Source organism: Streptomyces venezuelae (assembly GCF_008642295.1).
Classification (GTDB): Bacteria; Actinomycetota; Actinomycetes; order Streptomycetales; family Streptomycetaceae; genus Streptomyces; species Streptomyces venezuelae_C.
In genome coordinates, this window is record NZ_CP029190.1 from 2,159,973 (window position 1) to 2,179,592 (window position 19,620).

The 19,620-nt window shown below is 70.7% G+C and carries 18 protein-coding genes, 2 pseudogenes and 1 riboswitch; of the genes and pseudogenes, 9 read left to right on the top strand and 11 right to left on the bottom strand.

The annotated features are described in order from the left end of the window. Positions 1 to 30: 30 nt before the first annotated feature. From DEJ50_RS09300 to DEJ50_RS09335, 8 genes and pseudogenes are all read left to right on the top strand, one after another. Positions 31 to 534 carry an Lrp/AsnC family transcriptional regulator gene (locus DEJ50_RS09300; protein WP_150207100.1) on the top strand — a complete coding sequence of 168 codons (504 nt, stop codon included), beginning with the start codon at positions 31 to 33 and terminating at the stop codon, positions 532 to 534. Then, positions 519 to 1,898 (top strand): aspartate aminotransferase family protein, encoded by a 1,380-nt coding sequence (locus tag DEJ50_RS09305; protein ID WP_190344381.1) that lies wholly within the window; start codon positions 519 to 521, stop codon positions 1,896 to 1,898. The genes DEJ50_RS09300 and DEJ50_RS09305 overlap by 16 nt, the downstream gene beginning before the upstream one ends. A 185-nt stretch (positions 1,899 to 2,083) precedes the next feature. Beyond that, positions 2,084 to 2,863 (top strand): ABC transporter ATP-binding protein, encoded by a 780-nt coding sequence (locus tag DEJ50_RS09310; protein WP_150207102.1) that lies wholly within the window; start codon positions 2,084 to 2,086, stop codon positions 2,861 to 2,863. Next, on the top strand, positions 2,845 to 3,918 hold the full coding sequence (locus tag DEJ50_RS09315; RefSeq protein WP_150207103.1) for a hypothetical protein: 1,074 nt from the start codon (positions 2,845 to 2,847) through the stop codon (positions 3,916 to 3,918). The genes DEJ50_RS09310 and DEJ50_RS09315 overlap by 19 nt, the downstream gene beginning before the upstream one ends. A gap of 76 nt (positions 3,919 to 3,994) precedes the next feature. After that, the gene (locus tag DEJ50_RS09320; RefSeq protein WP_150207104.1) at positions 3,995 to 4,570 is read left to right on the top strand and encodes an IS607 family transposase; all 576 of its coding nucleotides are present in this window, start codon (positions 3,995 to 3,997) and stop codon (positions 4,568 to 4,570) included. Continuing rightward, entirely contained in the window at positions 4,563 to 6,197 is a 1,635-nt protein-coding gene (locus tag DEJ50_RS09325; protein WP_150207105.1) for an IS200/IS605 family element transposase accessory protein TnpB, read from the top strand. Before DEJ50_RS09320 ends, DEJ50_RS09325 begins: the two co-directional genes overlap by 8 nt. A gap of 5 nt (positions 6,198 to 6,202) precedes the next feature. Further along, a pseudogene (locus tag DEJ50_RS09330) lies at positions 6,203 to 6,445 on the top strand (Rossmann fold nucleotide-binding protein); the annotation flags it as partial. 91 nt (positions 6,446 to 6,536) lie between these two features. Next, the gene (locus DEJ50_RS09335) at positions 6,537 to 7,463 is read left to right on the top strand and encodes a hypothetical protein (protein WP_150207106.1); all 927 of its coding nucleotides are present in this window, start codon (positions 6,537 to 6,539) and stop codon (positions 7,461 to 7,463) included. A gap of 31 nt (positions 7,464 to 7,494) precedes the next feature. Here the strand turns inward: DEJ50_RS09335 and DEJ50_RS09340 are convergent, their stop codons facing one another. The 9 genes from DEJ50_RS09340 to rpsB all read right to left on the bottom strand — a co-directional run bounded on the left by DEJ50_RS09340 (position 7,495) and on the right by rpsB (position 17,317). After that, the gene (locus tag DEJ50_RS09340) at positions 7,495 to 8,520 is read right to left on the bottom strand and encodes an ABC transporter ATP-binding protein (protein ID WP_190344383.1); all 1,026 of its coding nucleotides are present in this window, start codon (positions 8,518 to 8,520) and stop codon (positions 7,495 to 7,497) included. Continuing rightward, complete coding sequence (locus tag DEJ50_RS09345) at positions 8,520 to 10,133, bottom strand: ABC transporter permease (protein ID WP_150212017.1); 1,614 nt, start codon at positions 10,131 to 10,133, stop codon at positions 8,520 to 8,522. The genes DEJ50_RS09340 and DEJ50_RS09345 overlap by 1 nt, the downstream gene beginning before the upstream one ends. Before the next feature lie 104 nt (positions 10,134 to 10,237). Further along, on the bottom strand, positions 10,238 to 11,338 hold the full coding sequence (locus DEJ50_RS09350) for a thiamine ABC transporter substrate binding subunit (RefSeq protein ID WP_150207107.1): 1,101 nt from the start codon (positions 11,336 to 11,338) through the stop codon (positions 10,238 to 10,240). 90 nt (positions 11,339 to 11,428) lie between these two features. Continuing rightward, a riboswitch (TPP riboswitch) is annotated at positions 11,429 to 11,539 on the bottom strand. A gap of 20 nt (positions 11,540 to 11,559) precedes the next feature. After that, a complete protein-coding gene (gene rlmN / locus DEJ50_RS09355) occupies positions 11,560 to 12,675 on the bottom strand; it encodes a 23S rRNA (adenine(2503)-C(2))-methyltransferase RlmN (protein WP_150207108.1) in 1,116 nt (371 codons plus the stop codon). Between the two features lie 241 nt (positions 12,676 to 12,916). Continuing rightward, positions 12,917 to 13,897 (bottom strand): phosphatidate cytidylyltransferase, encoded by a 981-nt coding sequence (locus DEJ50_RS09360; protein ID WP_150207109.1) that lies wholly within the window; start codon positions 13,895 to 13,897, stop codon positions 12,917 to 12,919. Further along, the gene (frr, locus tag DEJ50_RS09365) at positions 13,897 to 14,454 is read right to left on the bottom strand and encodes a ribosome recycling factor (RefSeq protein WP_150212018.1); all 558 of its coding nucleotides are present in this window, start codon (positions 14,452 to 14,454) and stop codon (positions 13,897 to 13,899) included. Before frr ends, DEJ50_RS09360 begins: the two co-directional genes overlap by 1 nt. A 66-nt stretch (positions 14,455 to 14,520) precedes the next feature. After that, on the bottom strand, positions 14,521 to 15,300 hold the full coding sequence (pyrH, locus tag DEJ50_RS09370) for a UMP kinase (protein WP_150207110.1): 780 nt from the start codon (positions 15,298 to 15,300) through the stop codon (positions 14,521 to 14,523). A 163-nt stretch (positions 15,301 to 15,463) separates the two neighbouring features. Next, positions 15,464 to 16,300, bottom strand: coding sequence for a translation elongation factor Ts (tsf, locus tag DEJ50_RS09375; protein ID WP_150207111.1), 837 nt, complete (start codon positions 16,298 to 16,300; stop codon positions 15,464 to 15,466). A 135-nt stretch (positions 16,301 to 16,435) separates the two neighbouring features. Beyond that, positions 16,436 to 17,317 (bottom strand): 30S ribosomal protein S2, encoded by an 882-nt coding sequence (gene rpsB / locus DEJ50_RS09380; protein WP_150207112.1) that lies wholly within the window; start codon positions 17,315 to 17,317, stop codon positions 16,436 to 16,438. A 254-nt stretch (positions 17,318 to 17,571) separates the two neighbouring features. On the opposite strand from rpsB, the pseudogene DEJ50_RS09385 reads away from it, so the two are divergent. Beyond that, a pseudogene (locus DEJ50_RS09385) lies at positions 17,572 to 18,006 on the top strand (M23 family metallopeptidase); the annotation flags it as partial. 75 nt (positions 18,007 to 18,081) lie between these two features. Here the strand turns inward: DEJ50_RS09385 and DEJ50_RS09390 are convergent. Both DEJ50_RS09390 and whiG read right to left on the bottom strand, forming a co-directional pair. Further along, positions 18,082 to 18,621 (bottom strand): TetR/AcrR family transcriptional regulator, encoded by a 540-nt coding sequence (locus tag DEJ50_RS09390; RefSeq protein ID WP_190344916.1) that lies wholly within the window; start codon positions 18,619 to 18,621, stop codon positions 18,082 to 18,084. Between the two features lie 70 nt (positions 18,622 to 18,691). Further along, entirely contained in the window at positions 18,692 to 19,528 is an 837-nt protein-coding gene (gene whiG, locus DEJ50_RS09395; RefSeq protein WP_150207113.1) for an RNA polymerase sigma factor WhiG, read from the bottom strand. Between the last annotated feature and the right edge of the window lie 92 nt (positions 19,529 to 19,620).

Sequence of the window (19,620 nt, forward strand, 5' to 3'; positions counted from 1 at the left end):
GATTACGGGTTGCGGAACAGACGACTCCTCGTGCACAGTGAGCCCGTGGTCAGTCGAAGCGCAGATTCCAGGAACAGACAACCGTCCCCTTCGGTCGATGCTGTGTCCCTGGCGATCATCGAGCAACTGCAGGAGGACGGACGCCGTCCCTACGCAGCGATCGGCAAGGCCGTGGGCCTCTCCGAGGCAGCCGTACGCCAGCGCGTACAGAAACTGCTCGACCAGGGCGTCATGCAGATCGTCGCCGTCACCGACCCGCTCACCGTGGGCCTGCGGCGCCAGGCGATGGTCGGCATCAACGTCGAGGGCGACCTCGACCCGGTGGCCGACGCGCTGACCGCCATGGCCGAGTGCGAGTACGTGGTGATGACCGCCGGCTCGTTCGACCTGATGGTGGAGATCGTCTGCGAGGACGACGACCACCTGCTGGAAACGATCAACAAGAAGATCCGCACGCTCCCCGGCGTGCGATCTACCGAAAGCTTCGTTTATCTGAAGCTGAAGAAGCAGACCTACATGTGGGGAACCCGATAACCGTGACCCAGGACCTGTCCAAGACCGCGTACGACCACCTGTGGATGCACTTCACCCGCATGTCCTCGTACGAGAACTCCCCCGTCCCCACCATCGTGCGGGGCGAGGGCACCTACATCTACGACGACAAGGGCAAGCGCTACCTGGACGGTCTCGCCGGACTGTTCGTGGTCAACGCCGGCCACGGCCGCAAGGAGCTCGCCGAGGTCGCCTACAAGCAGGCCCAGGAACTCGCGTTCTTCCCCGTGTGGTCGTACGCGCACCCCAAGGCCGTGGAGCTGGCCGAGCGCCTGGCGGACTACGCCCCCGGCGACCTGAACAAGGTCTTCTTCACCACCGGTGGCGGCGAGGCCGTCGAGACCGCCTGGAAGCTCGCCAAGCAGTACTACAAGCTGCAGGGCAAGCACACGAAGTACAAGGTCATCTCGCGTGCGGTCGCCTACCACGGCACCCCGCAGGGCGCCCTGTCCATCACCGGCCTGCCGGCCCTGAAGGCCCCCTTCGAGCCGCTGGTCCCCGGTGCCCACAAGGTGCCGAACACCAACATCTACCGCGCCCCGATCCACGGCGACGACCCGGAGGCCTTCGGCCGCTGGGCCGCCGACCAGATCGAGCAGCAGATCCTCTTCGAGGGCCCCGACACCGTCGCGGCCGTCTTCCTGGAGCCGGTGCAGAACGCCGGCGGCTGCTTCCCGCCGCCGCCCGGGTACTTCCAGCGGGTCCGCGAGATCTGCGACCAGTACGACGTGCTGCTCGTCTCGGACGAGACGATCTGCGCCTTCGGCCGCCTCGGCACGATGTTCGCCTGTGACAAGTTCGGCTATGTGCCCGACATGATCACCTGCGCCAAGGGCATGACCTCGGGCTACTCCCCGATCGGCGCCTGCATCGTCTCGGACCGCATCGCCGAGCCGTTCTACAAGGGCGACAACACCTTCCTGCACGGCTACACCTTCGGTGGCCACCCGGTGTCCTCGGCGGTCGCGATCGCCAACCTCGACATCTTCGACAAGGAAGGCCTGAACCAGCACGTGCTGGACCAGGAGGGCAACTTCTTCAACACGCTGAAGAAGCTGCACGACCTGCCGATCGTCGGCGACGTCCGCGGCAACGGCTTCTTCTACGGCATCGAGCTCGTCAAGGACAAGGTCACCAAGGAGTCCTTCACGGACGAGGAGACCGAGCGCGTGCTCTACGGCTTCCTCTCCAAGGCGCTCTTCGACAACGGCCTGTACTGCCGGGCCGACGACCGTGGCGACCCGGTCATCCAGCTGGCCCCGCCGCTGATCGCCGACCAGGGCACCTTCGACGAGATCGAAGGCATCCTGCGCTCGGTGCTCACCGAGGCGTGGACCAAGCTCTAGCCTGCGCACGGGCGGCAGCCGCCGCCCCCCGGCGCCCCACCCGGCCCGGATCCTCCGTTCGAGTGAGAACGAGGGGGTCCGGGCCGTGTGCTGTCGGCAGTCAAGCGTTTCATCTCTTTACATCTCTTTACGGCGCGAGTGACCGAACGGGCTCCGCTTCGTTCCCCCGGACGGAGGTGTACGCCATGGTGGCTCCACCGGACAACGCCCCACCGGATAATGACGTCCTGTGGGCACGTTCCCTGCACTATTCCCACAGTGGCTCACCCGGCCTGATCGGCGTCTCCGCCGGGGTCCGCGAGGGCGAGATCCTCGCCGTGACCGGCCCGCGGGGCTGCGGGAAAACCACCCTGCTCCGCTGCCTGTCCGGGCAGTTGCTGCCGGACCAGGGCGAGGTGTGGTTCAACAGCGTGCCCGTGCACACCCTGGGCCCGCTGGCCCGGGAGCGGCTGCGCCGGGACCGGTTCGGCTGGATCGGGCCGGAACCCCTGCTGCTGCCCGAGCTGACCGTGTGGGAGAACGCCGCCCTGCCGCTGCTGATCTCCGGCACCCCGCACCGCACCGCCAAGCGCACCGCCCTCGAATGGCTGGACCGGCTCGACATCGGCGGCTTCGCCCGGAAGCGGCCCCGGGCCCTGACCCGGGCCGAGTCCCAGCGCACCGCCCTGGCCCGGGCCCTGGTCAACGAACCCTCGGTGATCTTCGCCGACGAGCCGACCGCGCCGCTGCACCGGGCCGAGCGCGCCCGGCTGCTCCGCACCCTGACCACCGCCGCCCGGTCCCACTCCATCACCGTGCTGATCGCCACCCAGGACCCCGAGACCGTGGCCGCCGCCGACCGCACCCTCGAACTGCTGGACGGCCGCACCGCCGGAGCCGCCGTGCCCTCAGGCCCGGACCACACTCCCGGACCGCCCGGTTCCGACACCCCGGAGGGCCGCGCCGAGTGCTCGCTCTCCGCCTAGCCCGCGGCTCCCGCCCGCTGGTCCAGCTGCGCAGACTGCTGGTCGCCGCCGCCTCGGCCGGCACCGGCCTCCTGCTGCTGTCCGTCCTCGCGGAAGCCACCGCGCACCCCGCCGGATCGTTCCCCCGGCTGCTGTGGGCGCTGGTGCCGCTCGCCGTGACGGTGCGGCTCGCGGTCGCGGTGGCCCGGACCGACCCGGCGACCCGGCCCCGGGACGGGATGTCCGCGGCCGGGCTGGGACCCGTACGGCTCAGTCTGGTCGCGGCGATTTCCACCGCCGTGGCCTGCACCCTGGGCAGCGTCATCGCCCTCGCCGTCTTCCTCCACCTGCGCGGGGACGTCACCGGGCTGCCCTTCGACGGGGCCGGGGCCGAGCTGCTGCACGCGGACCTGCCGCTGCCGGTGGCGGCCTCGCTCACCCTGCTGGCCGTGGTGCCGCTGGCCGGTTCGGCCGCCGTCGCAGTGGCGCTGAGGCCGCGTGCACCGCGGCCGGTGCAGGCGAGCCTGCCCTGGGGGGTCGCGCTGACCGCCTGCGGCCTCGCCGTCGAGGCGTACGCCGGCCGGGACACCGCGGGACTGCTCGCCGGCTGGTCGCTGACCGCCCTCGGACTGGCCCTGGCCGGGCCCGCGCTCACCTACGCCTGCGGGGCGCTGGTCCAGTCGGCCCGCCCCGGTGCCCTGCGGCTGCTCGCCGGGCGCGGGCTGCAGGAGGAGGCCGGCCGGGTCGGCGGCCCGCTCGGCCTGCTCTGCGCGGTGGCCGTCGCCGGATTCACCGCGCTGGCCCTGCGCGACCGCGGCGGCCTCCCGCTGTCGCTCGGCCCGCTCACCGGCCCGGCCACCGCACTGGTGGCCGGCTGCGTCGCGGCCACCCTGCTCACCGCGGCGGTCGAGGCACGGCAGGCCCGGGCACAGACCCGGCAGACCCTGCTCGGCCTCGGTACCCCGGGCCGGGTGCTGCGGACCGCCGCCGGTCTGCGGGCCACCGCCCTGCTGACCGTCTGTGCCCCGCTCAGCTGGGGTGTGGCACAGCTGACGGCCGCCGCCCTGACCCGCTGACGGGGTCTTCACCTGCTGGCCCTTGAGGTCGAGTAAGTGAGCGTAACCATGTATGAGTGGGTGTCGTTGTCAGAGTGTGAATCTGACGGAATGGGCGAAGACGCAGGGCGTGCATCCTCAGACCGCGTATCGCTGGTTCCGTGAGGGGACGTTGCCGGTACCGGCTCAGCGGGTCGGGCCGCGCACGATCCTGGTGAACGTCGAGGCCAGCGCCGCTCCGGGAGCGGTGGGCGGCCTGGGGCTGTATGCCCGCGTCTCCTCGCACGACCAGAAGGGCGATCTGGAGCGGCAGTTGGCCCGGTTGTCTGCGTGGGCGGCCAAGGCGGGCGGCAAAGTCGTCCGGGTCGAGTGCGAGATCGGCTCGGGTATGAACGGCAGTCGCAGCAAGGTCCGTCGCCTGCTGGCCGATCCGGACGTGATCTGCGTGGTCGTGGAGCACAAGGACCGGCTCGGCCGCATGAACGTCGAACTCGTCGAGGCTGCCCTGTCCGCACACGGCCGCCGTCTCGTCGTCCTGGATGACGGCGAGGTCGAAGACGACCTGGTGCGTGACATGGTGGAGGTGCTGACGTCGTTCTGCGCCCGCGTGTATGGCCGCCGGTCGGCGAAGAACCGTGCCCGCAAGGCGTTGGAGGCCGCCGAGCATGGCTGACTCCGCACTCCGCGAGATCGCGCCGTCGTTCGTGGCCCTCGGCCCGGCCGGTGTGGCGGTCCGGGACCGACTGGGGCACCTGACGGCCGAGGACGAGGACGTTCTTCGTTTGGTCGGCACGCACATGGGTTCGCTTGCGTCGAAGGACCTCGTGGCCCGCTGCCGGGATGGTCTGGAGCACTCAACTGATACGTGGGCTGCGCGGAAACGCTCGCTGACGCCGGAGTCGTCGGCGCGCTGGGCCGGCGCTGTCACCAAAGCCACTCACGATCAGTGGGCGCTCTCGCGTCGCGGCCAGCTCGCGCACATCCAGAATCTCGAAGCCGGGATCAAGACGATCGCGCACCGTCTGTCGCAGCCGATCGGTGCGAAGGGCACGAAGGAGGCCCCCGGCGGCTACCGTTGCGAGGGCGAGTGGTTCCACAAGACCCGCCGCCTGCGCGTGCTCGAAGACCGGCTGGAGCGCGAACGCGCTGACCGTGGACGCGGCCGCGTGCGCGTGGTGCGGGGCGGCAAGCGGCTCGCCCGGGGCAGGCACAACCTGGCTGCCGCCCAGCTCACCGCCGAGCAGTGGCGGGAACGCTGGGAGGCAGAACGCTGGTTCCTGGCCGCCGATGGCGAGAGTGGGAAACGCTTCGGCAACGAAACGATCCGCATCACCCCGGATGGGGAGGTGTCGATCAAGCTGCCCGCCCCGCTGGCTCATCTGGCCAACGCCCGGCACGGCCGGTACGTCCTCGCGTGCAAGGTCTCCTTCCCGCACCGCGGCCCTGAGTGGGCCGACCGCATCGAAGCCAACCGGGCCGTCGCGTACCGCATCCACTTCGATGCGGACCGTGGCCGCTGGTACATCACCGCGTCCTGGCAGTACGCCCCGACGAAGACCATCCCGATCAAGTCCGCCCTGGCCGACGGGGTGATCGGTGTTGACACCAACGCCGACCACCTCGCCGCCTGGCGCCTCGACACCCACGGCAACCCGACCGGCCAGCCACGCCGCTTCTCCTACGACCTGTCGGGCAACGCCGACCACCGCGACGCCCAGCTCCGCCACGCTCTGACGCGCCTGCTGAACTGGGCCAAGACCTGTGGCGTGAAGGCCATCGCCGTCGAGGACCTGGACTTCACCGCCGAGAAGACCCGCGAGAAGCACGGCCGCCGGCGCCGCTTCCGACAGATCATCTCCGGCATTCCCACCGGAAAACTCCGCGCCCGCCTGACCTCAATGGCCGACCAGACCGGTATCACGATCATCGCCGTGGACCCGGCCTACACCAGCCGCTGGGGCGCCCAGCACTGGCAGAAGCCCCTCACCTCGAAGAACCGAAAGACTACCCGTCACGATGCCGCGAGCATCGCGATCGGACGACGCGCCCAAGGGCACCCGATCCGGCGACGGACGGCACCGCCCCCGCACGACCGGAGTGATCGTGCGGGGCATCGGACCGTCCAGGCCCGACCAGGCACCCCGAGGCGTGAGGGAACCCGCCCTCGTATTCCCGGACCACGGACACGATCCGTGCAGCCAGACACAGAGCGAAAGCGGGAGACCAGGACATCCAAAACCGTTCGGGATGTCCGCAGTGCACAGGCTTGGGTCCAAGACTCACTCCTGCTCACTGATTAGGAACGGTGGTGTTCCTGCCGGGCGCGGCCGGCACGGTGCAGGAGATCTTCGACAACGCCACGCCCAACTACTACTCCTCACGCGGCGAGCCGACCCCGATGGTCCTGGTCAACCGGGCTCACTGGACCGAGCGGCTGCCCGCCTGGCCGCTGCTGCAGTCGCTCGCCGCGGGCCGTGCCATGGAGTCGCGGATCGCGCTGGTGGAGTCGGTGGTCGAGGTTCCGGATGCGCTCGCCGCAATGAGCTGACCGTTCCAGGCAACTTCGGGGGCCTTTCTCACGTCTGGCAGTGGTACGTGGTTGCACACGCAGAACCTGCCAGACGTGAACGGAGCGCTCAGTGCTCATAGGCCTGCTCACCGCCATTGCGGCGTCCATCTGCTACGGCACGGGATCCGTGCTGCAAGCCGTGGGCTCCCGCCGGGCCGCCCGCGAGAACCCGGCCGGCGCGGGGGTGACCGCGCACGGCGGACCGAACCTGTCGTCCACCGCAAAGGCGGCGATGACCTGGGAGTTCATCGTCGGAACCATCCTGGACTTCGTGGGCTTCGGACTGGGCGCGCTGGCGGCGCGGCTGCTGCCGCTGTTCCTGTCCCAGACGGTGATCAGCGCGAACCTGGTGATCACGGCGGTGCTGAGCGTGAAGATGCTGGGGATCCGGCTGACCCGCAAGGAGTGGACCTCCATCGGGGTGGTCTGCACCGCGCTGGTGCTGCTGGCCACCGCGGCGGGCCATGAGGGCAGCGGGCACACCGCGCGGTCCACCCACTGGTGGCTGCTGGCCGTCACCGTACTGATCATCGTGGGCGGGACGGTCGCCGTCCGCTTCCTCGGCGGGCGGGCCGCGATCCTCGCCGGTCTGCTCTCCGGGCTGGGCTTCGGCGCGCTGGGCGTGGGCGTCCGCATCCTCGACGGGGTCGACCCGTTCGACCTCGGCGCGCTGCTGGCCGACCCGGCCCTGTACGCGATCCTGATCGCCGGCTCCGGCGGCATGTACCTGCACACGGTGGCCCTGCAGATCGGCTCGGTGAACGGGGCGACGGCCGCGCTGGTGGTCGGCGAGACGGTCCTGCCGGGCGCGATCGGCGTGCTCTGGCTGGGCGACGCCTCCCGGCCCGGCTTCGCCTGGCTGGCGATCCTGGGCTTCGCCCTGGCGGTGGGCGGCGCGGTGGCCGTTGCCTGGTTCGGCCAACACGAGCCCACCCCCGACCAGCCCACGGCCCCGACCCCGACCCCGGAACCGGCAACCCGAGTCCCGGTCGGCTGACCTCGGCCCCCGGCCCCCGCGGGGCCGGGCGCTAGCGTGCCGGCAGGAAGACCAGGTCCGTCGGGCCCAAGGCCACCGAGACGGTCGTGCCCACCTCCGGTGCCTCCGCCAGTTCGCATTCCGCTTCCAGTTCCGGCCCGGACTCCGGCCGCAGCGTCACCGCCACATGGGTCCCGCGGAACGTCCGCGCCTGCACCGTGCAGCGCAGGCCCGTCTCCCCCAGCCGTACGCCCGCCGGGCGCACCAGCAGCCGGCACTCCCCCTCCGCCGTACCGGCCGGGACCGGGATCCGGCCCCACGGGGTGTCCGCCGACCCGTCCGACACCCTGGCCGGGACCACGTTCTCGAAGCCCAGGAAGCGGGCCACGAACTCGGAGGCCGGCCGCTGCCAGACCTCCAGCGGGGAGCCGGCCTGGGCGATCCGGCCGTCCCGCATCACCACCACCCGGTCGGCCAGGGCGAAGGCCTCGCCCTGGTCGTGGGTGACGGCCAGCACGGTGGTGCCCAGCCGGGAGAACAGCGAGCGCAGTTCGACCACCAGGCGTTCGCGCAGCCCCCGGTCCAGCTGGCCCAGCGGCTCGTCCAGCATCAGCAGCCGGGGCGACGGGGCCAGGGCCCGGGCCAGGGCGACCCGCTGCTGTTCGCCGCCGGAGAGCGAGGCCACCGCCCGCCGTTCCGCGCCCGGCAGGCCGACCAGGTCCAGGAGTTCCGCGACCCGGGCCTCGCGGGCGCTGCGCGCGGTGCCCTGCATGCGCAGACCGAAGGCGACGTTCCCGCCGACGTCCCGGTGCGGGAACAGCTGGTGGTCCTGGAACATCAGGCCGACCCCGCGCCGGTGCACCGGGACCCCCGACTGGTCGGCCCCGGCGAGCCGGACCCGGCCCGCGGAGACCTCCTGGAGCCCGGCCACCACCCGCAGCAGGGTGGACTTGCCGCTGCCGCTCGGTCCGAGCACGCACACGATCTCGTGCTCGGCCACCTCGAGGTGCACGGCGTCGACCACGGCGCGCTCGCCGAAGCGGACCGAAACGTCCTCGAGTTCCAGTATTCCGCGCATCAGAATTCTCCGGAGGTCTTGTCGGACCGCAGCCGCTCCAGCAGGAGCAGGGACACCGCGCACACCAGCATCAGGATGGTGCTCAGCGCCATCGCCTGGCCGTAGTTGAGTTCGCCCGCCCTGCCCAGCAGCCGGGCCACGGCCACCGGCAGGGTCGGGTGGTCGGGCCGGGCGATGAAGACGGTCGCCCCGAACTCGCCCAGCGAGACGGCGAAGGCGAAACCGGCGGCGATCAGCAGGGCCCGCCGCACCAGCGGCAGGTCCACCTCCCGCCAGGCCCGCCAGGGCGAGGCGCCGAGCACCGCCGCGGCCTCCCGCAGCCGCGCGTCCACCGCCCGCAGCACCGGCAGCATGGTCCGTACGACGAAGGGCACGCCGACCAGGGCCTGGGCCAGCGGGACCAGGATCCACGAGGTCCGCAGGTCCAGCGGCGGCTCGTCCAGGGTGATCAGGAAGCCGAAGCCGACGGTGACCGCGGACACGCCGAGCGGCAGCATCAGCAGCGCGTCGAAGCCGCGGACGAACGGCCCGGCCCGCCGGGTCAGCGCGGCGGCTGCGAGTCCGCCGATCAGCAGCGCGATGGCGGTGGCGGCCAGCGCGTAGCGGAGCGAGTTCCCGACCGCGTCCAGCGGGGGCACCAGGAAGGTGCCGGTGGCGCCGGCGTCCTGCAGGGCCCGGTAGTAGCCGAGGCCGTATCCGCCGGCCTCGTCGAAGGACCGTTCCACCAGGACGCCCAGCGGCAGCACGATCAGCAGCGCGATCGTCAGCAGCACCCCGCCGAGCAGCGCCCGCTGGGCGAGCCCGCGCGGCCGGTGCGCCGTACCGGAAGGGTCGACCAGACGCAGTGCGGTCTCCCGGCGGCGTACCGTCCAGGCGTGGATGGCGAGGATCATGCCGACCGCGGCGAACTGCACCAGGGTCAGCACGGCGGCCGTCGAGAGGTCCAGCAGCTGCGCGGTCTGCCGGTAGACCTCCACCTCCAGGGTGGCGTACGAGGGCCCGCCGAGGATCTGTACGACGCCGAAGGAGCTGAAGGTGAACAGGAACACCATCAGCGCGGCGGCCCCCACGGCCGGGGCGAGCGCGGGCAGGGTCACCTGCCGCCAGGCCGCGAACCGGCCGGCCCCGAGCACCCTGGCGGCCTCCTCCTGGCGCGGGTCCAGCTGGGCCCAGAGTCCGCCGACGGTGCGGACGACCACGGCGTAGTTGAAGAAGACATGCGCCAGCAGGATCGCCCAGACGGTGGTGTCCAGCCGCACCCCCCACAGCTCGTCGGCCAGCCCGTTCCGCCCGACCAGGGCCAGGAAGGCGGTGCCGACCACCACGGTGGGCAGCACGAACGGCACGGTGACCACCGCGCGCAGCAGCTGCTTGCCGGGGAACTCGAAGCGCGCGAAGACGTACGCGGCGGGGAGCGCGAGCAGCAGGGTGAGCGCGGTGGAGGCGAGGGCCTGCCAGGCGGTGAACCAGAGCACGCCCGCGATGTCGGGCCGGCCGAGCACCTCGGCGATCTGCCCGAACTGCCAGCCGCTGTCGGTCTTGAGCCCGCGGCCCACGATGGAGGCCACGGGCCAGCCGAAGAACAGCGCGAAGAAGGCGAGGGGCACGGCCATCAGGGCGAACCTGACGGCCGTGCCGTTGCGCCGGAGCCGCTGCAAGCGACCCACCCGGCCCACCTGGCCCACACGGCTCACACGGCTCACGCGGTTGTCGCTGTCTACTTCACGACGAGCGAGGTCCACGACTTGACCCACTGCTCACGGTTCTTGGCGATCGTGTCCGGCGCGACCGTCTCCGGCTTCTCGATGACCACACCGTGCTTGGTGAAGATCTCCGGCAGCTTCGCGTCCTGGACCACCGGGTTCACGAACATGTTCAGCGGCATGTCCTCCTGGAAGCCCCGGCTGATCAGGAAGTCCAGCAGGGCCTTGCCGCCCGCCTCGTTCTTGGCGCCCTTGAGCAGGCCGGCGAACTCGATCTGGCGGAAGCAGGTGCCGGTGGAGACACCGGTCGGGGCCTCGGCCGGCTGCGGCTCGGCGTACAGCACCTCGACCGGCGGGCTGGAAGCGTAGGAGACGACCAGCGGACGGTCGCCCTTGGCCTTCTTGCCTCCCGCCGAGCCGGAGAACCGCTCGTTGTAGGCCTGCTCCCAGCCGTCGACGACCTCGACGCCGTTGGCCCTGAGCTTGCTCCAGTAGTCCTGCCAGCCCTGCTCGCCGTACTTGCCGACGGTGGCGAGCAGGAAGCCCAGGCCCGGGGAGGAGGTCGCGGCGTTCTCCGCGACCAGGAGGTTCTTGTACTCGGGCTTGATCAGGTCGTCCAGCGTCTGCGGCGGGGCGAGCTTCTTGTCCGCGAAGTACTTCTTGTCGTAGTTGATGCAGATGTCGGCGGTGTCGACCGGGGTGACCCGGTGCTCCTTGTCGAGCTGGTAGGCCGCACCGACCCCGGCCAGGCCCTTGGCCTCGTACGGGGTGAAGATCCCGTTGTCGAGGGCGCGGGACAGCAGGGTGTTGTCGACACCGAAGAAGACATCGCCGCGGGGCTTGCCCTTGGTGAGGATCTCCTGGTTGAGGGCGGCGCCCGCGTCCCCGCTCTTGACCACCTTGACCGTGTAGCCGGTCTGCTTCTCGAACTCCTTCAGGATCGCCTCGGAGGCGTTGAAGGAGTCGTGGCTGACGAGGGTGACGGTCTTGGACTTCGGCTCACCGCTCGCGGCGGCACCCTTGTCCTTGGTGTCGTCGCTGCCACAGGCGGTCAGCGTGCCGACGCCGAGCGCGGCGGCGAGCACGGTGCCCGCGATCTTCTTGGTGGTGCTCACGGAACATTCCTCCTGGAGTGACCAGGAGAAGACGCGGCCCCGCCCCGGGCGCTCGCAGGGAGCGGGAGGCCCGGGGCAGGGCGCAACAGCTTGAGGTGGTGACCGAACTTCCTACCCAGAATGACCTGGGCGAGGTTCAGAGGGTCTGCGGCCTGACGGTTGCCGCACTCTCAGCGCTGTGGCGCTCCCCTGTCGGAATATGCAGATGTACGGGGGCCACCCTACCGCTCGCTCGCGGCGAGCTGGCCGCAGGCACCGTCGATCTCCTGGCCACGGGTGTCACGAACGGTCACCGGGACCCCGTGGTTGGCGATGGCCTGGACGAAGGCGCGCTCGTCCTCGGGACGGGAGGCGGTCCACTTGGATCCCGGGGTCGGGTTCAGCGGGATCAGGTTGACGTGGACCCGCTTGCCCTTGAGCAGCCGGCCCAGCAGGTCGCCCCGCCAGGCCTGGTCGTTGATGTCGCGGATCAGGGCGTACTCGATGGAGACACGGCGGCCGGACTTCTCGGCGTACTCCCAGGCCGCGTCGAGGACCTCGCGGACCTTCCAGCGGGTGTTCACCGGCACCAGGGTGTCGCGCAGCTCGTCGTCGGGAGCGTGCAGCGAGACGGCGAGCCGGCACTTGAAGCCCTCGTCGGCGAACCGCACCATGGCCGGGACCAGGCCGACGGTGGAGACGGTGATACCGCGCTGGGAGAGGCCGAGGCCGTCGGGCTCGGGGTCGGTGAGCCGGCGGATGGCGCCGACCACCCGGTTGTAGTTGGCGAGCGGCTCGCCCATGCCCATGAACACGATGTTGGAGAGGCGGGCCGGCCCGCCGGGGACCTCGCCGTCGCGCAGGGCGCGCATGCCGTCGACGATCTGGTGGACGATCTCCGCGGTGGACAGGTTGCGGTCCAGGCCGGCCTGGCCGGTGGCGCAGAACGGGCAGTTCATGCCGCAGCCGGCCTGCGAGGAGATGCACATGGTGACCCGGTCCGGGTAGCGCATCAGGACGGACTCCACCAGGGTGCCGTCGTGGAGCTTCCACAGGGTCTTGCGGGTGGTGTCGTCGTCGCAGGAGATGTGCCGGATCACGGTCATCAGCTCGGGGAGCAGGTTCTCGCGCAGCTTCTCGCGGGCGCCCGCCGGGATGTCGGTCCACTCCGCCGGCTCGTACGCGTACCGGGCGAAGTAGTGCTGGGAGAGCTGCTTGGCCCGGAACGGGAGCTCCCCGAGCGCGCCGACCGCCTCGCGCCGCTCGGCGGGGGTGAGGTCGGCCAGGTGCAGCGGGGGCTTCTTCGCTCCGCGGGGCGCGACGAAGGTGAGCTCACCGGGAACGGGACGGGGGGCCATGAGATGTTCTCCTCAGATACGACGAGGCCTGGGCGCGTCTCCGCCGGGGGCGGAGCGGACTGGTGGCTCGACCGGAGCCAGGAGACCTCACGGGTTCCGTCCCCGAAGGGTCGGAACGGAAAAGGCGCGCCACTCGAAAGTGGCGCGCCTTTCAGGATACGCGCCCGCCGCGCGGCCCCGCAGCCCGCGCCGGATCAGCGCCCGATGTGCGGCGCCGCCGCGTGGCGCCGTGGCCCGGGGGTCAGCCGGTGCCGACGAAGGCCGCCAGCAGCAGCCAGACCACCGGGGCGGTCGGCAGCAGCGAGTCCAGGCGGTCCATGATTCCGCCATGGCCCGGGAGCAGGGTGCCCATGTCCTTGATGCCCAGGTCCCGCTTGATCATCGACTCACCCAGGTCACCCAGGGTGGCGCTGACCGCGACCGCCAGGCCCAGGACCAGGCCCTGCCACCAGCTGCCGCCGTCGATCAGGAACTGCATGCACAGTGCGCCGGCCACCATGGCGAAGCCGATCGCGCCGAACAGCCCCTCGCGGGTCTTGCCGGGGCTGATCCGCGGAGCCAGCTTGTTCTTGCCGAAGCGCCAGCCGACCGCGTAGGCCCCGGTATCGCTGACCACCGTGAGCACCAGGAAGGTGATCACCCGCTGTGCCCCGTCGTCGGCGGCGAGGAGCATGGCGACGAAGGTGGCCAGGAAGGGCACGTAGAACGCCGCGAAGACGCCCGCCGTGACGTCCTTGAGGTAGTCATCGGGCGGTTCCGTCATCCGCCACACCAGCACCGCCAGCGAGGTCAGCGCCATGGCGACCCAGGCGCCCTCGGCGCCCCGGACGTAACCGGCGATGACCATGGCGGCGCCGCCGACGGCCAGCGGGACCAGCGGTGCCTTGATGCCCTTGCGTTCCTGCAGCCGGGAGGTCAGCTCCCACAGGCCGACGACCACGGCGACGGCGATCACGCCGACGAAGACCGCCTTGACGATCAGCAGCGAGGCGAAGATGACCGCGCCGAGGCCGACGCCGACGCCTATGGCGGCACGCAGGTCGCGCCCGGCGCGCTTCTTGGGCGGCGGCGGGGGCTCCTGCGGGGCCTGTGGGGGTGGCGTGGCCATGGGCTCCTGCGGCGGCATGTCGGCGCGGAACGGGGGGCCGTCCGGAAGGACGGCCCCCCGATCATATGCGGGACCTGCCGGAACCGGCTCCGCCTCCCAGGGAGAGTCGTTCATCAGACCTCGAGGAGCTCGGCTTCCTTGTGCTTGAGCAGCTCGTCCACCTGTGCGACGTACTTCGCGGTGGTGTCGTCGAGCTCCTTCTCCGCGCGGCGCACCTCGTCCTCGCCGGACTCCTTGTCCTTGACGAGCTTGTCGAGGGCGTCCTTCGCCTTGCGGCGGACGGAGCGGATGGAGACCTTGGAGTCCTCGGCCTTGGTCCGCGCGACCTTGATGTACTCCTTGCGGCGGTCCTGCGTCAGCTCCGGGAAGGTCACCCGGATGATGTTGCCGTCGTTGCTGGGGTTGACGCCCAGGTCGGAGTCGCGGATGGCCTGCTCGATGTTGCGCAGCGCGCTCTTGTCGAACGGGGTCACGATGGCCATGCGCGGCTCGGGCACCGAGAACGAGGCGAGCTGGTTGATGGGGGTGATGGCACCGTAGTAGTCCGCCACGATCTTGTTGAACATCGCCGGGTGCGCACGGCCGGTGCGGATCGCGGCGAAGTCCTCCTTGGCGACCACGACGGCCTTCTCCATCTTCTCCTCGGCCTCGAGGAGGATTTCTTCGATCACCACGTGCTCCTGCATGTCAGATATGGATGGTTCAGGCGGGCGGCCGGCAGCCGGCCGGCAGAGCGCTCAGGCCCGGGTGCCCTGGTCGCTCACGAGCGTGCCGATCTTCTCACCCTTGACCGCGCGGGCGATATTGCCCTCGGTCAGCAGCTCGAAGACGAGGATCGGCAGCTTGTTGTCACGGCAGAGCGTGATCGCGGTGGCGTCGGCGACCTTGAGGTCGCGGGAGAGCACCTCGCCGTATTCGAGCGCGTCGAACTTGACGGCGTCCGGGTTGGTCTTCGGGTCGGAGTCGTAGACCCCGTCCACGCCGTTCTTGCCCATGAGCAGGGCCTCGGCGTCGATTTCCAGCGCGCGCTGGGCGGCGGTGGTGTCGGTGGAGAAGTAGGGCATGCCCATGCCCGCGCCGAAGATCACGACGCGGCCCTTCTCCAGGTGCCGTACGGCCCGCAGCGGGATGTACGGCTCCGCGACCTGGCCCATGGTGATGGCGGTCTGGACGCGGGAGTCGATGCCTTCCTTCTCCAGGAAGTCCTGGAGGGCGAGGCAGTTCATGACGGTGCCGAGCATGCCCATGTAGTCGGAGCGGGCCCGGTCCATGCCGCGCTGCTGCAGCTCGGCGCCGCGGAAGAAGTTGCCGCCGCCGATGACGACCGCGATCTCCGCGCCGTCGCGGACCACCGCGGCGATCTCTCGCGCGATGGCGTGGACGACGTCGGGGTCGACACCGAGCCCCCCGCCGCCGGAGAAGGCCTCGCCCGACAGCTTCAGCATGAAGCGGCGGCCCTTCTTGTCGTGGTCGCTCTTGTCGTCGGAAGCGGTGTGGGGGTCCACGCCCTGATTCATGGAGATCTCCTCGTGCACATACGAAGAAGGCCATTGCCGTTGGGTCCTTGCGGTTCCCTCTGCGGCAATGGCCTCCTCGTCAGATCTGCGGTCGTCCTGCGCGAGCGCGGACGACTGCCTCAGACCCTACCGGGGTCCGGTGTCCGTCGCGGTACGGACGGACTCAGATGCCGACCTTGATGCGGGTGAAGCGCTTCAGGGTGACACCGGCCTCGTCCAGGATCTGCTGGACGGACTTCTTCTGGTCCAGCGCGTACGGCTGGCCCAGCAGGGTGGCGTCCTTGAAGAACGCGTTCACGCGGCCCTCGACGATCTTCGGGAGCGCGGCCTCGGGCTTGCCCTCGGCGCGGGTGGTCTCCTCGGCGACGCGACGCTCGGACTCGATGACCTCGGCCGGGACGTCCTCACGGGTGAGGTACTTCGGCGCGAAGGCGGCGATGTGCTGCGCGACACCCTTGGCGAGCTCGGCGTTCTCCTTGTCGAACTCGACGAGAACACCGATCTGCGGGGGCAGGTCGGGCATGGTGCGGTGCATGTACGCGGAGACGAAACCGTCGGCGTACTGGGCGAAGCGGTCCAGGACGATCTTCTCGCCGAGGAGGGCGTTGGCCTCGTCGACGAACGCCTGGACGGTCTTGCCGGCCTCGATCTCGGAGGCGAGCAGCGCCGCGAGGTCGGCCGGGGAGGTCTTCGCGACGTGCTCGGCGAGCGTGGCGGCGACGTCCTGGAACTTCTGGCCCTTGGCCACGAAGTCCGTCTCGCACTTCAGCTCGACCAGGACACCGGAGGTGTTGTCGTCGGCGATGAGGGAGACGACGGCACCGTTCTCGGCGGAACGGCCCTCGCGCTTGGCGACGCCCTTCTGGCCCTTGATGCGCAGCGCTTCCTGGGCCTTCTCGACGTCGCCGTCGGCCTCCTCGAGCGCCTTCTTGCAGTCCATCATGCCGACGCCGGTGAGCTCGCGGAGCTTCTTGACGTCAGCGGCGGTGTAGTTCGCCATGAGTCTGTGATTCTCTCTCGAAGTCGTAGATCTACGGGTGAACGGCGGGGGGCGGTGCTTGGTTCGCACCGTCCCCCGTCGTCATCGTCCGTGCTGTGAGTGCCCTGGGAGTGAACTCAGGGCGCTCTCAGTGGGTCAGGCCTGCTCGGCGTCGGCGGCCGGGGCCTCGGCGGCCGGAGCCTCGGCCGCGGGGGCCTCGGCAGCAGCCTCGGCCGGAGCCTCGGCGTCGTCGGCCTTCTTCTCGCCCTCGAGCAGGTCGCGCTCCCACTCGGCGAGCGGCTCGGCGGCGGCCTTGTCGCCCGGCTTCGAGTCACCGGTCGCAGCGCCGGAGCGGGCGATGAGGCCCTCGGCGACGGCGTCGGCGATCACGCGGGTGAGCAGGGTGACGGAGCGGATCGCGTCGTCGTTGCCCGGGATCTTGTAGTCGACCTCGTCGGGGTCGCAGTTGGTGTCGAGGATCGCGACGACCGGGATGTGGAGCTTGCGCGCCTCACCGACGGCGATGTGCTCCTTCTTGGTGTCGACGATCCAGACGGCGCTGGGAACCTTCGACATCTCGCGGATACCGCCGAGGGTCTTCTCCAGCTTGGCCTTCTCGCGGGAGAGGACCAGGAGCTCCTTCTTGGTGAGGCCGGAGGCGGCCACGTCCTCGAAGTCGATCGCCTCGAGCTCCTTCAGACGCTGAAGGCGCTTGTAGACGGTGGAGAAGTTGGTGAGCATGCCGCCCAGCCAGCGCTGGTTGACGTAGGGCATGCCGACGCGGGTCGCCTGCTCGGCGATCGCCTCCTGCGCCTGCTTCTTGGTACCGACGAACATGATGGAGCCGCCGTGCGCGACGGTCTCCTTGACGAACTCGTAGGCGCGGTCGATGTACGACAGCGACTGGAGCAGGTCGATGATGTAGATGCCGTTGCGCTCGGTGAAGATGAAGCGCTTCATCTTCGGGTTCCAGCGACGGGTCTGGTGACCGAAGTGGACGCCGCTTTCCAGCAGCTCCCGCATCGTGACGACGGCCATGGCCGTATCTCCTTGAATTCTCGGTTGCATCCTGACGCCCCGCCGCGCCCTGCCCCCGAGAGGGGACCGAGAGACGCTGTCACCTGTGCCGTTTCCGGCCGGTGCTGGGGCGTGCGAAGTCGACCCGGTGACCCGGATCGCCACAAGAAGTGTACGGGACCGTGTGCCGTGCCGGGTGACGCCCCTTGTCCACAGCGGTGCCGTCGTCCACAGGGCGGGGCGCGGCGGCCGGTTCCCGCGGGACCCTGCCGTCCATGACCGCACTGCTGCTCGCCCTGCTGCTGACCCTGCTCCCGTCCGCTGTGCGGGACCCGGGGCCGTCGTATGTGCGCCCGCTGCCCGGGCCGCTGGACGTGGTGCGCTGGTGGGATCCGCCGCCCACCCCGTACGCGGCCGGGCACCGGGGCGTGGACCTGGCGGCCCCGGTGGGGGCCGGGGTGCGGGCGGTGGGGCCGGGGCTGGTGCATTACGCCGGACAGGTGGCGGGCCGCGGGGTGCTCTCGCTCACCCTCCCGGGTGGGCTGCGCACCACGTACGAGCCGGTCCGGCCGCTGGTCACGGCGGGCGAGCAGGTGCGGGCCGGGCAGTTGGTGGCCGTGCTGACCGCCGGCAGTCACTGCGGGTCCGGGTCCGGGTCCGGGTCCGGGGCAAGGGCCTGTCTGCACTGGGGGCTGCTGGCCGGCGAGACCTATCTGAATCCGCTGGGGCTGCTCCCCCGCCGGAGCCCGCGGCTGCTGCCGTTCGCCGGCAGCGGGTCCGGAGCGTCAGCCCCGGACGCCCCGCAGGGCCATCGCAACGGCGGCCTCGGTGACCTCGGCGGGATCCTCGGCGGCCCCCAGCTCGATCCTGCGGACGGCGGCGTCGACCACGCCCTGCAGGAGCATCGCGGCGAGCCGGGGCTGTGCATGGCCCAGGGCGCCCAGGGCCTCGACGATCATCGCCACCAGTCCGCCGTGCGCCGCGCGGATCTTCTCCCGGGCACCGGCGTCCAGCTCGCTGGCGGAGATCGCCACCACCGCGCGGTGCCGCCGGTCCCCGACCAGGGACAGCTGCTGCCGCACATAGGCCTCGATCTTGGCCTCGGGCGTGGGGGCCGCCTGCATCGCGGCCTCGATCTCCGCCGCCCACACCGGGAAGTCCACGGCGCAGAGCTCTTCGACCACCGCCGCCCGGGAGCGGAAGTACTCGTAGACGGAGGACCTGGCGAGGCCGGTCCGCTCGGCCAGGGCGGGGAAGGTCAGCGCTTCGGTCCCGCCTTCCGACAGCAGGGATCGCGCGGCATCCAGCAGGGCGCCGCGCTGCATCGTCCGGTGCTCGGCCACCGAGGCCGCTCGAATCCTGGGCACAGCACCACTCTACGGAGGCCGCGCAAGGTCAGCGGCCGACATCCGCCAGCTTGGCCCGCAGCTGCAGGACCGACTTGGTGTGGATCTGGCTGACCCGGCTCTCGGTGACGCCCAGGACATGGCCGATCTCGGCCAGGGTGAGCCCCTCGTAGTAGTAGAGGGTGACCACGGTCTTCTCCCTTTCCGGGAGGGTGTTGATGGCCCGGGCCAGCAGCCGGCGCAGCTCCCGGTCCTCGGCCACCTCCACCGGGTTGTCGGCGGCGGTGTCCTCCAGGGTGTCCATCAGGGAGAGCCGGTCGCCGCCCTCGCCCCCGACGTGCAGCAGGTCTTCCAGGGCGACCACGTTGGCCAGCCACAACTGGCTGAAGACGGAGTGCAGTTCCTCCACCCCGACCCCCATCTCGGCAGCCACCTCGGCCTCCGTCGGGGTGCGCCGCAGCTGGGCTTCGAGGGTGGCATAGGCCCGCTCCACGGCCCGGGCCTTCTGGCGCACGGACCGGGGGATCCAGTCCAGGGCACGCAGTTCGTCGATCATCGCGCCGCGGATGCGGGTGATGGCATAGGTCTCGAACTTGATGGAGCGGTCGATGTCGAACTTCTCGATGGCGTCGATCAGTCCGAACACCCCGGAGGAGACGAAGTCCGCCTGCTCGACGTTGGGCGGCAGGCCGACGCTGACCCGGCCGGCCACGTACTTCACCAGCGGCGAGTAGTGCAGGATCAGCTGCTCCCGCAGTCTCTCGTCCCCCGAGTCCTTGTACGAGCGCCACAGCGCGTCCAGGGACGAGGGCGCGGTGGACCGCACGCTGCCGCGGGCAGCGGGGGGTGCCGCGGCGCGGTCAGACCCTGAGGTGTGCTGGGGCATGCTTCGCCTTTGTCGGGGCCGGATTCCTTGCGAGCGTAGCGTGACTGAAGTGTCGCGGTGCGCGAAGAGTACGGGATCGCGCGGGGGCGCAA

Excerpts from the sequence above, each read along its gene's own strand:
- DEJ50_RS09360 (WP_150207109.1), bottom strand. The coding sequence starts at position 13,897 with ATGAACGACTCTCCCTGGGAGGCGGAGCCGGTTCCGGCAGGTCCCGCA.
- DEJ50_RS09340 (WP_190344383.1), bottom strand. The coding sequence starts at position 8,520 with ATGCGCGGAATACTGGAACTCGAGGACGTTTCGGTCCGCTTCGGCGAG.
- whiG (WP_150207113.1), bottom strand. The coding sequence starts at position 19,528 with ATGCCCCAGCACACCTCAGGGTCTGACCGCGCCGCGGCACCCCCCGCT.
- DEJ50_RS09325 (WP_150207105.1), top strand. The coding sequence starts at position 4,563 with ATGGCTGACTCCGCACTCCGCGAGATCGCGCCGTCGTTCGTGGCCCTC.
- DEJ50_RS09345 (WP_150212017.1), bottom strand. The coding sequence starts at position 10,133 with ATGGCCGTGCCCCTCGCCTTCTTCGCGCTGTTCTTCGGCTGGCCCGTG.
- rlmN (WP_150207108.1), bottom strand. The coding sequence starts at position 12,675 with ATGGCCCCCCGTCCCGTTCCCGGTGAGCTCACCTTCGTCGCGCCCCGC.
- DEJ50_RS09390 (WP_190344916.1), bottom strand. The coding sequence starts at position 18,621 with ATGCAGCGCGGCGCCCTGCTGGATGCCGCGCGATCCCTGCTGTCGGAA.
- pyrH (WP_150207110.1), bottom strand. The coding sequence starts at position 15,300 with ATGAATCAGGGCGTGGACCCCCACACCGCTTCCGACGACAAGAGCGAC.
- rpsB (WP_150207112.1), bottom strand. The coding sequence starts at position 17,317 with ATGGCCGTCGTCACGATGCGGGAGCTGCTGGAAAGCGGCGTCCACTTC.
- tsf (WP_150207111.1), bottom strand. The coding sequence starts at position 16,300 with ATGGCGAACTACACCGCCGCTGACGTCAAGAAGCTCCGCGAGCTCACC.
- DEJ50_RS09310 (WP_150207102.1), top strand. The coding sequence starts at position 2,084 with ATGGTGGCTCCACCGGACAACGCCCCACCGGATAATGACGTCCTGTGG.